General features: G+C 74.0%; 10 protein-coding genes. 5 read left to right on the plus strand and 5 right to left on the minus strand.

The features are described from left to right. The first annotated feature begins 124 nt into the window (after positions 1 to 124). The 3 genes from ACZ58N_RS02250 to ACZ58N_RS02260 all read left to right on the plus strand — a co-directional run bounded on the left by ACZ58N_RS02250 (position 125) and on the right by ACZ58N_RS02260 (position 3,654). Entirely contained in the window at positions 125 to 520 is a 396-nt protein-coding gene (locus tag ACZ58N_RS02250) for a TOBE domain-containing protein (protein WP_471154535.1), read from the plus strand. Between the two features lie 197 nt (positions 521 to 717). Continuing rightward, entirely contained in the window at positions 718 to 1,527 is an 810-nt protein-coding gene (gene modA, locus ACZ58N_RS02255; RefSeq protein WP_471154537.1) for a molybdate ABC transporter substrate-binding protein, read from the plus strand. A 174-nt stretch (positions 1,528 to 1,701) separates the two neighbouring features. Then, positions 1,702 to 3,654: an ABC transporter permease gene (locus ACZ58N_RS02260; protein ID WP_471154539.1), complete on the plus strand. Its 1,953-nt coding sequence runs from the start codon at positions 1,702 to 1,704 to the stop codon at positions 3,652 to 3,654. A 71-nt stretch (positions 3,655 to 3,725) separates the two neighbouring features. On the opposite strand, the gene ACZ58N_RS02265 is transcribed toward ACZ58N_RS02260, so the two are convergent. Together ACZ58N_RS02265 and ACZ58N_RS02270 are read right to left on the minus strand one after the other, a co-directional pair. Further along, positions 3,726 to 5,942 carry a SpoIIE family protein phosphatase gene (locus ACZ58N_RS02265; RefSeq protein WP_471154541.1) on the minus strand — a complete coding sequence of 739 codons (2,217 nt, stop codon included), beginning with the start codon at positions 5,940 to 5,942 and terminating at the stop codon, positions 3,726 to 3,728. A gap of 64 nt (positions 5,943 to 6,006) precedes the next feature. Next, a complete protein-coding gene (locus ACZ58N_RS02270; RefSeq protein WP_471154542.1) occupies positions 6,007 to 7,551 on the minus strand; it encodes a DUF6777 domain-containing protein in 1,545 nt (514 codons plus the stop codon). Between the two features lie 126 nt (positions 7,552 to 7,677). On the opposite strand from ACZ58N_RS02270, the gene ACZ58N_RS02275 reads away from it, so the two are divergent. Continuing rightward, entirely contained in the window at positions 7,678 to 8,934 is a 1,257-nt protein-coding gene (locus ACZ58N_RS02275) for a streptophobe family protein (RefSeq protein WP_471154544.1), read from the plus strand. Here the strand turns inward: ACZ58N_RS02275 and ACZ58N_RS02280 are convergent. The 3 genes from ACZ58N_RS02280 to ACZ58N_RS02290 are packed head-to-tail and all read right to left on the minus strand — an operon-like array spanning position 8,929 to position 12,923. Further along, complete coding sequence (locus ACZ58N_RS02280) at positions 8,929 to 9,906, minus strand: serine/threonine-protein kinase (protein ID WP_471154546.1); 978 nt, start codon at positions 9,904 to 9,906, stop codon at positions 8,929 to 8,931. The genes ACZ58N_RS02275 and ACZ58N_RS02280 overlap by 6 nt on opposite strands. Continuing rightward, positions 9,903 to 10,529, minus strand: coding sequence for an SH3 domain-containing protein (locus ACZ58N_RS02285; protein WP_471154549.1), 627 nt, complete (start codon positions 10,527 to 10,529; stop codon positions 9,903 to 9,905). Before ACZ58N_RS02285 ends, ACZ58N_RS02280 begins: the two co-directional genes overlap by 4 nt. 6 nt (positions 10,530 to 10,535) lie before the next feature. Continuing rightward, positions 10,536 to 12,923 carry an FHA domain-containing protein gene (locus ACZ58N_RS02290; RefSeq protein WP_471154552.1) on the minus strand — a complete coding sequence of 796 codons (2,388 nt, stop codon included), beginning with the start codon at positions 12,921 to 12,923 and terminating at the stop codon, positions 10,536 to 10,538. A 164-nt stretch (positions 12,924 to 13,087) separates the two neighbouring features. On the opposite strand from ACZ58N_RS02290, the gene ACZ58N_RS02295 reads away from it, so the two are divergent. Then, positions 13,088 to 14,173 (plus strand): cation diffusion facilitator family transporter, encoded by a 1,086-nt coding sequence (locus ACZ58N_RS02295; RefSeq protein ID WP_471154553.1) that lies wholly within the window; start codon positions 13,088 to 13,090, stop codon positions 14,171 to 14,173. The last annotated feature ends 54 nt before the right edge of the window (positions 14,174 to 14,227 follow it).

Genomic DNA, 14,227 nt, shown 5'->3' on the forward strand with positions numbered 1-14,227 from the left:
TACCGAGCACGCACTCCGAGAACGGAATGACTTTTGGCAGATACCACAAGGCCCATGGCATCTGCGATGGAGATCGTTCCAAACGAATTGCAAATGCGCGAGTGATGCCCCTACCTTGTCGCACATGCAGTCCTACACGATCGGACAGGCGGCGCGCCTGCTGGGCGTCAGCCCGGACACGGCACGCCGTTGGGCCGACGCCGGCCGGGTCGCGACCCATCGCGACGAGGGCGGCCGTCGCCTGATCAACGGCCGTGATCTGGCCGCCTTCTCCGTGGAGGTCGGCCAAGGCGCGCACGTCGAGGACGGAGAGCCCTACACCTCGGTGCGCAACTCCTTCCCCGGCATCGTCACGGCGGTGAAGCTCGGCGACGTGTCCGCCCAGGTCGAGATCCAGGCGGGTCCGCACCGCCTGGTCTCCCTGCTGACGCGCGAGGCCGTGGAGGAATTGGGGCTGGAGGTCGGAATGCGGGCCACCGCCCGCGTGAAGTCGACCAGCGTGCACGTCGACCGAGCCTGACCCGGCACGGCCCGTCCCACGTCCGTCCACTTCCTCCCCCGCACCCCGCCGCTCCCGTCCCGCGCCCCCGTCCGCCGCCCACGCCGCCCGTTCTCCCCCCAGACCTCCCCGCCCGCTCCGCCCGTCACCGGCGCGGGTCACCACCACGCGGTCCCGGCACCAGGCCGGCCGCCGACCCGACCGAGGAGCACCCAGCCATGTCCCCGATCCTGAACCGCCGTACCGCGGCCGCCGTCCTCACCGCGGCCCTTCTCGTACCGCTGTCCGCCTGTGGCGGCGGCGACAAGAAGTCCGACACCGGCGCCTCCGCCTCCGCTTCGGCCTCCGCCCCGGCGGCCAGGACCGCGAACCTGACGGTCCTCGCCGCGTCCTCGCTCACCGACGTCTTCAAGACCGCGGGCGCCGCCTACGAGAAGGCCAACCCCGGTACGAAGGTCACGTTCTCCTTCGCCGGCTCGCAGGAACTCGCCGCCCAGGTCAAGCAGGGCGCCCCCGCCGACGCTCTCGTCACGGCCGACACCAAGACGATGGACGGCCTCAAGGCCGAGACGAACGACCCCTCGGTGATCGCGAAGAACCGTCTCGTCATCGCCACGGGCAAGGGCAACCCCTTCAAGGTCGATGACCTGAAGGACCTGGCCGACACCAAGCTGAAGGTCGTCCTCGCCGCGCCCGAGGTTCCCGTCGGCCGCTACAGCAGGCAGATCCTCGACGCCCAGAAGGTCGAGGTGAAGCCGGTCTCCCAGGAGCCCAACGTCCGCGCCGTGCTGAGCAAGGTCGAGCTCGGTGAGGCCGACGCCGGTCTCGTCTACAAGACCGACTCCGCGAAGTCCGGCGACAAGGTCGTCACGGTCGACATCCCGGACGACCAGAACGCCGTCGCCTCCTACCCGGCGGCGACCCTCAAGCAGTCCAAGAACGCCGAAGCCGCCGCCGCGTTCGTGACCTGGCTGAACGGCCCCGAGGCGCAGAAGATCCTCCAGGACGCCGGTTTCCAGCAGCCGTAACCGCAAGGCCGAACGACGGCGTACGACGCCGTACGCCGTCGAGGGGGACTGCCCGGTCCGGGGGGACGGGCAGTCCCCCTCGGCGCTCCCGGCCCCGGCGGCGCACCGCGCTCCGTAGGCTTCGTCCCCGGCACCTCCCGGTACCGGTCCCAGCAGCTCCAGCCAGGAACCCCCATGAGCAGACTCCGCACCCGCAACCGGCCGCCCCTGACGCTGGCGCTCCCCGCGCTGCTCGCCGTCGCGTTCCTGTTGCTGCCCCTGATCGGCATCCTCACCCGGACCCAGTGGGGCGAACTGGGAACCCACCTCACCAGCCCCGGCGTCGTCGAGGCCCTCGAACTGTCGCTGATCGTGTCCTTCTGGGCGCTCGGACTGTCGCTGGTCCTCGGCGTGCCCCTCGCCTGGCTGCTGGCCCGCGTCGAGTTCAGGGGCAAGGCCGTGGTCCGCTCGCTGGTCCTGCTGCCGATGGTGCTCCCGCCGACCGTGGGCGGTGTGGCGCTGCTGCTGGGCTTCGGACGACGCGGGCTGCTCGGTCCCTGGCTGGAGGAGACCTTCGGCATCACGCTGCCCTTCCACACCTCGGGCGCCGTCGTCGCGGCCACCTTCGTCGCGATGCCCTTCCTCGTCATCAGCCTGGAGGGCGCGCTCGGCGGCCTCAAGCAGAGTTACGAGGAGACGGCCGCCTCCCTGGGCGCCTCGCCGGTACGGGTCTTCTTCACCGTGACGCTGCCCATGGTGGCCCCCGGGCTGATCGCGGGCGCGGCCCTCACCTGGGCCCGCGCGCTGGGCGAGTTCGGGGCGACGATCACCTTCGCCGGCAATCTGCCGGGCACCACGCAGACCCTGCCCCTCCAGGTCTACCTGCTGCTCCAGGACCAGCCGGAGGCGGCCACCTCCGTCTCGCTGTTGCTGCTCGCCATCGCCATGGGCGTGCTGATCGCCCTGCGCGGCCGCTGGACCGGCACCCCCGCCGCCCGGCCCGCGGTCGAGGTCCCGCCCGTGGCGGAGGAACCCGCCCCGTCCGGCCCCGAAGCCTCCGGAACGCCGGCTTCGGCCGACGGGGCGAAGCGCGCGTTGGGCGCCGACGGCGGGCGCTGGCCGCTGCACGCCGAGGTGACCGGCTTCAACGAGCTCACCCTGGACGCCGCACCGGGCACCACCATCGCCGTCGTCGGGGAGAACGGCGCGGGCAAGACCACCCTGCTGCGCGCCCTGCTGGGCCTGACGCCCCGCGCCCACGCCACGCTCAGCCTCGGCGACACGGACGTGACGGCGCTGCCCCCGCACCGGCGGCAGGTGGCGTGGGTCCCGCAGGACGGGGCCCTGTTCCCGCACCTGAGCGCCCTCGCGAACACGGCGTACGGGCTCCGCGCGCGCGGCACCGACCGGGCGACCGCCCGCAACGAGGCCCAGGCCTGGCTGGACCGGCTCGGTGTCGGTCACCTCGCCCGGCGCAGGCCGGCACAGCTGTCGGGCGGGCAGGCGCAACGCGTCGCCCTGGCCCGGGCGCTGGCCGCCCGCCCCCGACTGCTGCTGCTCGACGAGCCGCTCGCGGCCCTCGACCAGACGACCCGGGCCCGGGTGCGCCACACCCTGCGCACCCATCTGGCCGGCTTCGGCGGCGTCTGCCTCATCGTCACCCACGACCCCGTCGAGGCGGTGTCGCTGGCCGACCGGGTCCTCGTGCTCGCCGACGGCCGGACCCTCCAGGACGCCGCTCCCGCCGAGGTCACCCGGCATCCGCGCTCGCCCTGGGTGGCACGGATGCTCGGCCGCAACGCCTGGCCCGGGACCGCGTCGGCCGAGGGCCTCGCCCTCACGGGCGGCGGCCGGTTGGTGGTCGCGGAGACGCTGCCCGAGGGGGCGCAGGCCCTCGCGATCATCGCCCCGGAGGCGGTGTCCGTGCACCGGGACCGCCCGGGCGGCAGCCCCCGCAACGTCTGGCCCGGCACGGTCGGGGAGATCACCGCCTCGGGCAGTCGGCTGCGCGTGCTGATCACCTCTGCCGAGGCGCCCGACCTGGTCGCGGAGATCACTCCGGAGGCGGCCGCCGAACTCGGCGTGACCGACGGCGCGGCCGTCTGGACGAGCGTGAAGGCGACCGAGGTCACCCTCGTACGGCTGTAGGCCGGCCTGGGCGCTCCCGAACACCGTCGCAGCCGCAGGAAGGACCAGGAGCCCGGCGCGCTCCGCCGGCCTCAGTCGTCCCACGCCGGCCGGGACGTCCCGGCCGGCTCCGGCGGGGGCTCCGGTTCGGGTCGCGCCAGCCGCGGCCCCGCGCCCGGCATCCAGCCGGCGCCCGCACCCACATCCGTGATCGCACCCGCATCCGGCGGCGGCTCCGGAAGGTGTCCCGATGCCGGAACGGGGACGTCGAACTCGCACCAGACGCTCTTGCCGCTGCCCCTCGGCTCCACGCCCCAGTCGTCCGTGAGCCGGTCCACGAGCATCAGGCCACGGCCCGACACCGCCCAGTCCCCCGCTTCCCGTCGCCTCGGCAGGGCGCTGCTCGTGTCCTCCACCTCGATCCGGATGCGGCCTCCGGGGGTCAGCCACATCACGACGTGGCCTCCGCCGTCGGTATGGACCAGGACGTTGGTCATCAGCTCGTCCGCCGCCAGCTCGATCTCGTCGGTCCTCTCCCGGGCACCCCACGCGGTGACCGCGGCCCGGATCAGGTGGCGGGCCATCGCCGGTCCGTCAGGGTCGCCGGGGGTGAGCCGCTGGTGCAGCGGGCCTCCGCCGCGCGGTAGCGCGGCGCCCCGGCGGCGCAGCACGAGCAGCGCCATGTCGTCCCCGCCGCCCGCGTCGCCGACCAGGTCGCAGAGCACGTCGGCGAGCTCCTCGACGTCGGTGGGGCCGGCGCCCGCGGTCTCCATGAGCTCCCGCATGCCGGCCTCGGGGTCACGGCCCGGTCGCTCGATCAGGCCGTCGGTGCAGAGCAGCAGGGTGTCCCCGGGGTGCAGTTCGAGGGAGGTGACGGGGTATCCGGAGCCGGTGCCCTGCCGGTCGCGCGGGGGCAGGCCCAGGGGGAGGCCGCCCGCCACCTGGATGCGGTGGCAACTGCCGTCACCGCGCCGTACGACGGGGTCGAGGTGACCGGCCCGGACCATGCGCAGCATGCCCGTGTTGAGGTCGACCTCGGCGTAGGTGCAGGTGGCGAAGCGGTCGGTGGCCAGTTCGCGGAGGAACGCGGAGGCGCGGGCCATCGCCGTGCCGGGGGTGTGCCCCTCCAGGACGTACGCGCGGAGCACGATCCGCAACTGGCCCATGACGGCGGCGGCGTCCGTGTCGTGGCCCTCGACGTCACCGATCATCACCCCGACCCGGCCCGCGCCGAGCGGGATCACGTCGTACCAGTCGCCGCCGATGTCCCGGCCCATCCGGGCGGCCCGGTAGCGCACGGCGATCCGGGCGCCCGGCACCTCCGGGATCCGGCGCGGCAGCATCGCCCGCTGGAGGCCCTCTGCGAGGTCGTGCTCCTGCTCGAACAGCATCGCCCGCTGGAGGCTCTGCGCGATGCCGCTGGCGAGGGCGACGAGGAGGTTGCGTTCCTCGGTGGTGAAGTCCCCGTCCCGCGTGTAGAGCAGCCCGAGCGCGCCGACGGGTCGCCCCTGGGCGATCAGCGGCAGGTAGACCCCGCTGCGCACCGAGAGCGGTTCGATGTACGGCCACAGCAGCGGGTAGCGCCGCTGGAACTCCTCCCGCGAGGAGATGTAGACCGACTGCAGGGTGCGTACGGCCTCGCTCATCGGGAAGCGGGCGTCGATGCGCGTGTACTCGATCTCGGGGACGTACGTGCCCAGCTGGCCCTCGGCCACCAGGTGGATGCGGCCGCCGTCGACGACCCCGAGCATGACGCTGACGGCCCCGAGGTGACCGAGGGCCTCGCGGTCCTTGAGGACGTCGGTCACGTCGTTCACGGTGCGCGCGTGGGCGAGGATCGCGGTGGTCCGTTCGACGACGCCGGTCAACCGGCGCCGCCCCTCGTCCCGCTCCCCGGCGGCACCCGGTTCGCCGGGGTCGTGGGCGGCGTCACGGAGGATGCCGATGATCCGGTACGGGCGGTCGTCGTGGTCGCGCAGGATGTGGCCCTGGAGGTGGATCCAAGCGGTGTCGCCGCCCGCGCGGGGCGTCCGGAAGTAGACCCCGTAGTGGCTGCGGCCGTCCCGGAGGGCCTGCACGACGCGGCTGTCGTACCGCTCCTCCTCGCCCGGGGCGACGCGGTCGCGCAGCCCGGTCGGAGTTCCGTCGAACTCCTCCGGACGCAGGTCGAGCACCTCCAACGCCGTGGCGTCCAGATGCATCCGCCCGCTGTCGAGATCCCAGTCGAAGGTACCCATGCGGTTGAGCGCGAGGCTCAGATCAGGCCGCGCGGGCCAGTCGACCTCGGGGTTTCGTCCCCGTTGGTCCATGCAGCAAGGGTCTCACTGTTACCCCGTCCCCGGCATGCGCAGGGCGCGCCGGCCGCCGATCGGGTCAGTCCCGGGAGGGCGGGGCGGTCGCGGGACCGGAGCTGCTCGCGGTACCGCTGTGGGTCGCGGTACCGGTGCTCGGGGAGGCGGTGCTCGGAGTGGCGGCCCGTTCCTGGTCCGGCCGGTCCGCCGGCGCGGAATCCGGTGTTCCGGGAGGGGTGCCGGAGTCCTCGGTGAGCCCGGGTGCCTTCGACCTCGTCGACGGCCCGTCGGAGGTGTCCGGGGACGTCCCCTCGGAGGTGTCCGGGGACGTCCCGTCGGGCGAATCGGCCGGGGACTCCTCCGGCGAGGAGGGGGACTCGTCGGAGGGGGTGTCCCCCGGGCTGTCGGAGGGGGTGTCCCCGGGGCTGTCGGAGCGCGGACCGTCGTCCGGACTCCCGGAGTCGGTGATGGGCGGCGAGGTGGCGGGCGGCGAACCGTCCGACTCGGACGGGGTCATGGGAGGACTGGGCGGCGGGCTCACCGGCGGGGTCGTGTACGTGGGCGTGGGGATGACCGGCGGCGGTACGGGCCGGTCGGGCTTCGGGTCGGAGCCGCGCTCGCGCTCGAACCAGCGTCGGTCCTCGTGGTCGTAGATCACGAGCTTGTTGACGACGGTCACCGACGGGGCGATGACCACCACGTCCTGCGGTCGGTAGGAGGTCCACGGCTGCCCCTGCCGTTCGGCGTTCGCCTTCAGCGCGACGGCCGCCCCCAGCGGGTTCCCGCACGCACAACGCACCCGGGGCACGCCCCGGTCGTCCACGAGGACGGCCGTCCCGGCCTGGAGCACCGCCTGGTAGGGAGTGGCCCGGCCGTCGCGGAAGCCGTGGTTGGTGACGCGGGTGTCCAGGGCGAGCCGCACGGGCGTGAGGGAGCGCAGATGACCCGGTACGGCGGCCGGTCGGATGCCGAGCGCGGCGGCGAAGGCGGTGTTCTTGGCGGGCTCCGCCGCCAGTACCGCGATCTGTTTCTCGACGTCGCAGCTGGCGACGTTCTTGGTGCCGCCGTACAGGCCGGGGGTGGATCCGGTGACGCTGCGGATGCCGAGGGGCGCACCGCTACTCCGTGTGGGTGATACGGACGGGCCCGGCGGCCGGCTCGCGGGCGGTACGGTCGCCGCCCCGGCGGCCGTGGACTCGGTGAACGGGTCGGGGCCGGTCGCGGCGGCGGGCTGGAGGAACACCTCGGCGCCGGCCCGGTCGGGGTCGGGCCTGGGCGTGCCCCCGCCGCCGGACCGGGTCAGCACCACCACCAGGGCGGCGACGGCGGCCAGCGCGACGATCGCGGCGACCGAGCCGCGCAGGGAGCGCCACCACGGCTTCCCGGACGGGTCCCCGTCCGGGGGCGGGGGCGGCCCCTGCGGGGGCGGCGCTCCCCGCCCGCCGCCCGAGAGCGGCCCGGACGGCGGCCCGGTGGGCGGGCCCGTGGGCGGTCCGGGCGGGCCCGACGAGGCGCTGCGCGAGGGCCCCTTCGAGGCCCCTGATCGCGAGGCCCCCGACGGCGGCGATGCGGCGGACGGCGGCTGATCGGGCTGCGGCGGACGTTCGCCGGAGGGTTGCGTGGTCACAGGCTCTCTTCCCAAGCGAACGTGCCGCCGACGAGCGGGAGGTTTCCGGACTTTCCGCACTTCTGCCGACCATTGTGTGCGTCGTTCGGGTGGTGGCCGCAAGCCGGGGGTGCCTACCGTTGCAGGGTGATCCGTACCTCTCCGAGGGGCTGGTGGGACGCTCTCGTCGCCGTCGTCGCGGGCTTCGTGGCGATGGTCGCGGTGGCCGCGGTCGGGCTCGCCCTCGCGGGCGCCGGCGACCTTCCGGACGGGGCGTTCCCCCGGGTCGTGGCCGCAGTGGTGGTGATGGCGGCCGGCGGCGCGGTGGAGGTGTCCGGCGGGGCCGGATTCCTGGCGGAGGCGGACGTGAGCCTGTCCGTGCTCCCGCTCTCGGTGTCCCTCGCCGGCGCGCTCACCACCGGCGCCCTCTTCCTGCGCCCCCTGCACAACCGGGCCGTCGCGGCGCCGACCGAACTCCTGATCCGGGCGGCCCGCCCGGCCCTCCTGTGGCTGCTCGCGCTGCTCGGCACCGCCCTGCTCGCCCGCCAGGAGTTCGGCCTGTCCACCGACGACCCCTCGCTCGGGGAGATCGGCGAACTCCTCGACGCCACGCCCGCGGTGGGCTTCCGTGCCGACCTGCCCGCGACCCTCTTCTTCGGACTCCTCTGGATCCTGGGCCTGTTGCTGATCGCCCTGCTGGTCTCACGGCGCGCCCCGCTTCCGGCCGCGCTCGTGCGCTTCCACGCGGCCGTGCGCCCCGCCGCGTTCGCGACGACCCTCCTGCTCCTCGCGTACGTGGTCCTCGGCCTCGTCGTCGGCGTGGTGGTCGCCCTGACCCAGGGGCACGGCGACCGGACCCTGGCCGTCATCCTGTTGGGCCTGCCGAACCTCGTGTGGCCCGCGCTCACCCTCGGCTTCGGAGGGGCCTGGCGGGGCCGGGTGGAGGGCCCCTTCGGGTTGCCGATGCCGCGGCTGCTCGACGAGGCCCTGCGCGGGTCGGAGCCGTCCACGGTGGACGTGGCCTCCCTCGCCGAGCGGGATGTCCGGGCCTGGTGGCTGGTGGCGGTGGCGGTCGTCCTGCTGCTCGGGACGGGTGTGCTGGCCGCCCTGCGTTCCCCCGGGCACGTGCGCCCCCATCGGCACGCCCTCCATCTGGGCGTCGCCCTGGCCCTGGGCACCCTGACGGTGTGCCTGCTGGCCCGTGTCCAGGCACAGTTCGGGCTTTCGCTGCTGGGCATCGGCGGGGCCGACACCGGCCTCGGCGGCACGGTCGAGTTCGCGCCGCTGCTGTGGCGCAACGTCGGCCTCGCCCTCGTGTGGGGTGCGGTGGCCGGCTTCCTCGGCGCCCTCCTGGCCCGCCCCTTGCGCCGTGGGGTCCCGGCCGACCCCCCGGCCCGATCATGAGGACGGCGTCCCCCACCCCCGCCCGAACACGGGCAGCGCCCAGGAGGGGGGCGGCGCGGGGGCGTCCACCGCGGGATCCGGCACGGACTGCGGCGCGCGGGCTGCCGCGGCGCGCAGGGCCGTCGTGAAGTCCAGGCAGCGGTCCCACCGGTCCCCCGGCGACTTCGCGAGGGCCTTCGCCAGGACGGCGTCGACCTCCGGGGGCAGCTCCGGGCGGTCCGCGGACGGCGGCGGGGGCGGATCGTACTGGTGGGCCCACAGCAGGGCCAGGTCGTCGTCGCGCCGGAAGGGCGGGCCTCCCGTCAGCATCTCGTGGACCACGCAGCCCAGGCCGTAGACGTCGCAGCGGCCGTCCACCGGCTTGCCGGAGATCTGCTCGGGGGCCACGTAGTCGAGGGTCCCGACGAACTGTCCGACGGTCGTGAACCCCGTCAGCGACAGCGACTTCTTCGTCAGTCCGAAGTCCGTGAGGTAGACGTGCTCGGGGTGGTCGCCGTCGGTGCCCTGCGCGACGAGGACGTTGCCGGGCTTCACGTCCCGGTGGACCAGGTCGTGCGCGTGCGCCGCGTCCAGCGCCGACGCGACCTGGCCGGCGATGCGAGCCACCGTCGCCGTGGGCAGGGGGCCCGTCCGGTCGAGCAGGGCGCGCAGGTCCTGTCCGGCGACGTAACGCATCGCGATGTACAGGAGCCCCTCGGCCTCTCCGGCCTCGAAGACCGGCACGATGTGCGGATGGTCGATGGCCGCCGCGACCTTCGACTCGTGGGCGAAGCGCGCACGGAAGGCATCGTTGCGGGCCAGCTCGGGGGCCAACACCTTCAGCGCGACCGTCCGGTCCAGGCGCAGGTCCCGGGCCCGGTAGACGACGGCCATGCCGCCCCGGCCGATCTCCTCCTCGACGAGGTACCCGGCGATCCGCCGGCCCGGTAGGCCCGCGGGCCTACCGCGCTGCGCGTCGTCGGCGCCCGTCACGGCTGGTCCCCGTCGGGCGTCGCGGTGACGCGGGTCGGCGCGTGCGGCACTTCCCGTACGTCGGCCCCCGCCGCGGGGTCCGGCGCGGGTGGCGGCGGCTCCGGCGCGGGCGGGGCCGCCGGTTCCGCGTCGACCGCGTACGTCGTCGCCGGGCGGCTCCCGTCGGCGTACATCCACCGGCCCGCCGCCTCGTCGTAGACCCACAGCCGGTCCCCGTCGAGGACGACGCCGGCCCGCAGTCCGAGGGTGGCGCGGCGGACGCCGTCTGCGTCGAGGCGGCCTTCGGCGAGGTCGGCGGCGGCCCGGCGGGCGCGTTCCAGCGCCTCGGCGGTACGGGCGAGCAGTGGTGCGGGGTCCGCGGTCCGTTCGAGGGGGCGGCCCGCCGTCGGGGGCGGCTGCGGGACGGCCACCAGGAGCCGTCCGTCGACCCAGGCGGACCACCCGTTGGAGCAGAGGACCTCCGCCCATTCGCCGGTTCGGGACAGCAATTGCACCGGGAGGAAGGCGTCGAGCGCGGCGGTCGGCCGGGTCGGGTCGGGGGCTTCCCAGGCGGGCAGTCCGTCGCCGGGGACGACGTGCGTGGGCCGGAATCCGGCGCCGGGCGTGCCCGGTCCGCTGTTCACCGGCGCCTACTTCCGCATGATCGCGGGCTCGTGCCGGCGCAGCAGCCGGGCGATCAGCACCCCGAACAGGACGGACAGGGCCACCAGCATGCCGATGTCGAGCAGCCAGACCCCGGCGGAGTGGGCGAACAGGGGGTCGTCGGTGAGCGGGCCGGGCACGATCCGGCCGAGGTCGAGGGTGGCTGCCATCGCGCCGAGCGCCCAGCGCGAGGGCACGAGCCACGCGAGCTGTTCGATGACGGGGACCCCGTCGAGTTGCAGGAGCGCCCCGCAGAAGACCACCTGCACGATGGCGAGGAGGACCAGCAGCGGCATGGTGACCTCCTCCTTCTTGACGAGGGCGGAGACCAGCAGGCCGAGCATCATCGCGGTGAAGGACAGCAGGGCGACGGCCACGATGATCTCCAGGAGCGGCGGGAGGAAGACTCCCTTGCCGTCGGGGGCGCCGAGTTCCACGCCGAGGAGGCCGACGAGCGTGAGGACGACGGCCTGCGCGACGGTGATGGCGCCCAGCACGACGACCTTGGACATCAGGTAGGCCGATCTGGAGAGTCCGACGGCGCGTTCGCGCTGGTAGATCACCCGTTCCTTGACGAGTTCCCGGACCGCGTTCGCGGCGCCCGTCAGGACGCCTCCGACGCACAGGATGAGCAGGGCGTTGATCGCCGATTCCCTGGTGAGGGTGCTGCCGGCGAGGGCGCGGGCCATGGCGCCCATGACGAAGGGCAGCGCGACCATGATGGCGAGGAAGGTGCGGTCGGCCCCGAGGGCGGCCGCGTACCGGCGGATCAGCGTGGAGAGCTGGGACCCCCAACTCTGCGCGGTGGGCGGCGGTGCGACGTCGGCGTCGGCGGGGCGCGGCCGGGTTCCGTCGGGCAGCGGGGGTCGGGCGGTGCCCGTGACGTACCTGCGGTACTCGGGGGAGGCCCTGTACCGGCCGGCCCAGTCGCGGTCCCGTTCCTTCTCGAAGGCCTCGAAGGCCTCGGGCCACTGGCTGAAGCCGAAGAAGTCCAGGGTGCGGCCGGGAGGCCCGAAGTAGGCGGTGCGTCCGCCGGGCGCGAGGACCAGCAGCCGGTCGCAGACGTCGAGACTGAGCACGCTGTGGGTGACGACGATGACGGTGCGGCCGTCGTCCGCCAGCCCGCGCAACATGTGCATGACGGAGCGGTCCATGCCGGGGTCGAGGCCGGAGGTGGGTTCGTCGAGGAAGAGGAGGGAGGGCTTCGTCAGCAGTTCGAGGGCCACGGAGACGCGTTTGCGCTGGCCGCCGGAGAGGCTGTGGATGGGCTGGTCGGCGCGCTGTTCGAGGCCGAGTTCGCCGATCACCTCGTCCACCCGGGCCTGCCGTTCGGCCTTGGCCGTGTCCTGCGGGAACCGGAGTTCGGCGGCGTAGGTGAGGGCCCTCCGGACGGTGAGTTGGGCGTGCAGGATGTCGTCCTGGGGGACGAGGCCGATGCGGCTGCGCAGTTCCGCGTAGTCGCGGTAGAGGTCGCGGCCGTCATAGAGGACACTGCCGTGGTCTGCGGGGCGCAGTCCGGTGAGGGCGCCGAGCAGGGTGGACTTGCCGGCGCCGCTGGGGCCGATGACGGCGAGCAGGCACTTCGCGCCGACGGGGAAGGAGACGTGGTCGAGGAGGGTCTTGCGGCCGTGGTCGACGGTGACGGCGAGGTCCTGGACGTCGAGGGAGACCTCGCCGGTGTCGACGTACTCCTGGAGCCGGTCGCCGACGAGGCAGAACGCCGAGTGTCCGATGCCGACGATGTCGCCCTCGGTGACGGGGGCCCGTTCGACGGGGGCGCCGTTGAGGTAGGTGCCGTTGTGGCTGCCGAGGTCGGCGATCTCGTGGGTGCCGTCGGCGAGGGCGCGCAGTTCGGCGTGTCGGCGGGAGACGACGAGGTCGTCGAGGACGAGGTCGTTGGCGGGGTCGCGGCCGATCCGCACGGCGGTCCGGGCGGGTAGCGGCCGGACGCTGGTGGGCCGGCGGAAGGTGCCGGTCAGGGCGGGTGCCGCGACGCCGGAGGGCCGGGCGGGCCGGGCGACGGATCCGGGGTCGGGGGCCGGCGGCGGTGGCGGCGGCCGGCCGACGAGGACGGCGCGCGGGCCGTCCTGGGGGCTGCCGAAGCGCAGTTCGCTGCCGGGGCCGACGCTCCAGGCGTGGACCCGTTGGCCGTCCGCCCAGGTGCCGTTGGTGCTGCCCTCGTCCTCGACGGTCCAGTGGTCGCCGTCGGGGCGCAGTACCGCGTGGTGCCAGGAGACCCGGGCGTCGTCGAGGCAGATCTCGCAGAGGGGGTCACGGCCGACGTGGTAGGTCCGCTCCGGGCTCATCTCGGTGGAGCCGCGGGCGGTTTCCAGGACGAGTTCGGGTGGGGTCGGCACACCGGGGCGCTGGACCATGGACAGATTTTCCCATGATCCTGCGCTGCTGGCATAACAGCAGGTCAGAGGGGTGTTAAAGGTAATGACAACGGTCCCCGTTGCAGCCTTTGCCGTTCGCGTCGCGGTGCGCTTCACTTCACGCGTCGGAACCGAACAGACGGCGAACAAAGACGGGGGAAGCGATGAGCGCGCACGAGCAGGCGCACGAGCACGGACACCCGGGGCGAGGCGGCCGGGAGGCCCGGGACCCCGCCGGGCGCGAGCACCCCGAGCACGGTCACGGCGCCCACGCGCACGGCCCCGGCGGGCACTCCCACGGGGTGGACCCGGACGCCGACCGCCGCTGGTTGGGCATCGCGCTGGCCCTGATCTGCGGGTTCATGGCGATCGAGGTGGTCATCGGCGTCATGGCGCATTCGCTGGCGCTGATCTCCGACGCGGCGCACATGCTGACGGACGCCGTCTCGATCGTCCTGGCGTTGATCGCGATGCGGTTGGCCGCCCGCCCGGCCCGCGGCGGTTTCACGTTCGGCCTCAAGCGCGCGGAGATACTCTCGGCGCAGGCCAACGGTCTGACGCTGCTGCTCCTGGCGGTGTGGTTGGCGTACGAGGCCGTGCGGCGCCTGATCGATCCGCCGCCGGTGGAGGGCGGCCTGGTGCTGGTGACGGCACTGGCGGGCATCGTCGTCAACGTGGTGGCGGCCTGGTGCATCTCCCGGGCGAACCGGACCTCGCTGGCCGTCGAGGGCGCCTACCAGCACATCCTGAACGACCTGTTCGCCTTCATCGGGACGGCGGTGGCCGGTCTGATCGTGCTGACCACCGGTTTCCGGCAGGCCGACTCCATCGCCTCGCTCGTGGTGGTGGTGCTGATGGTCAAGGCGGGTTACGGACTGGTCCGGGAGTCGGGCCGGATCTTCCTGGAGGCGGCGCCGGCCCACCTGGACCCGGACGCGGTCGGCGACCGGCTCGCCGGGCACCCGCCGGTGACGGAGGTCCACGACCTGCACATCTGGACGATCACCTCGGGGCAGGCGGCGTTGTCCGCGCACGTGCTGGTGGAGCCGGCGGGCGACTGCCACGCCGTGCGCCGCGATTTGGAGGCCCTGTTGGAGAAGGAGTACGGGATCACCCACACCACCCTCCAGGTGGACCACGTCCAGGACTCGCTGCTCTCGGTCGGCCGTCCGGGCGACGAGAACTCGGGCGACGGGCACTGCGCCGACGCCCACGGCCCGGTGCACCGGCAGGGCCCGCACCCGCACTGACCTTCACCCCGCCCCGACCGCTGAGCGCGGTCGGGGCGGGGCATACATGGGTCC

This window comes from Streptomyces sp. NPDC040432 (genome assembly GCF_055595445.1).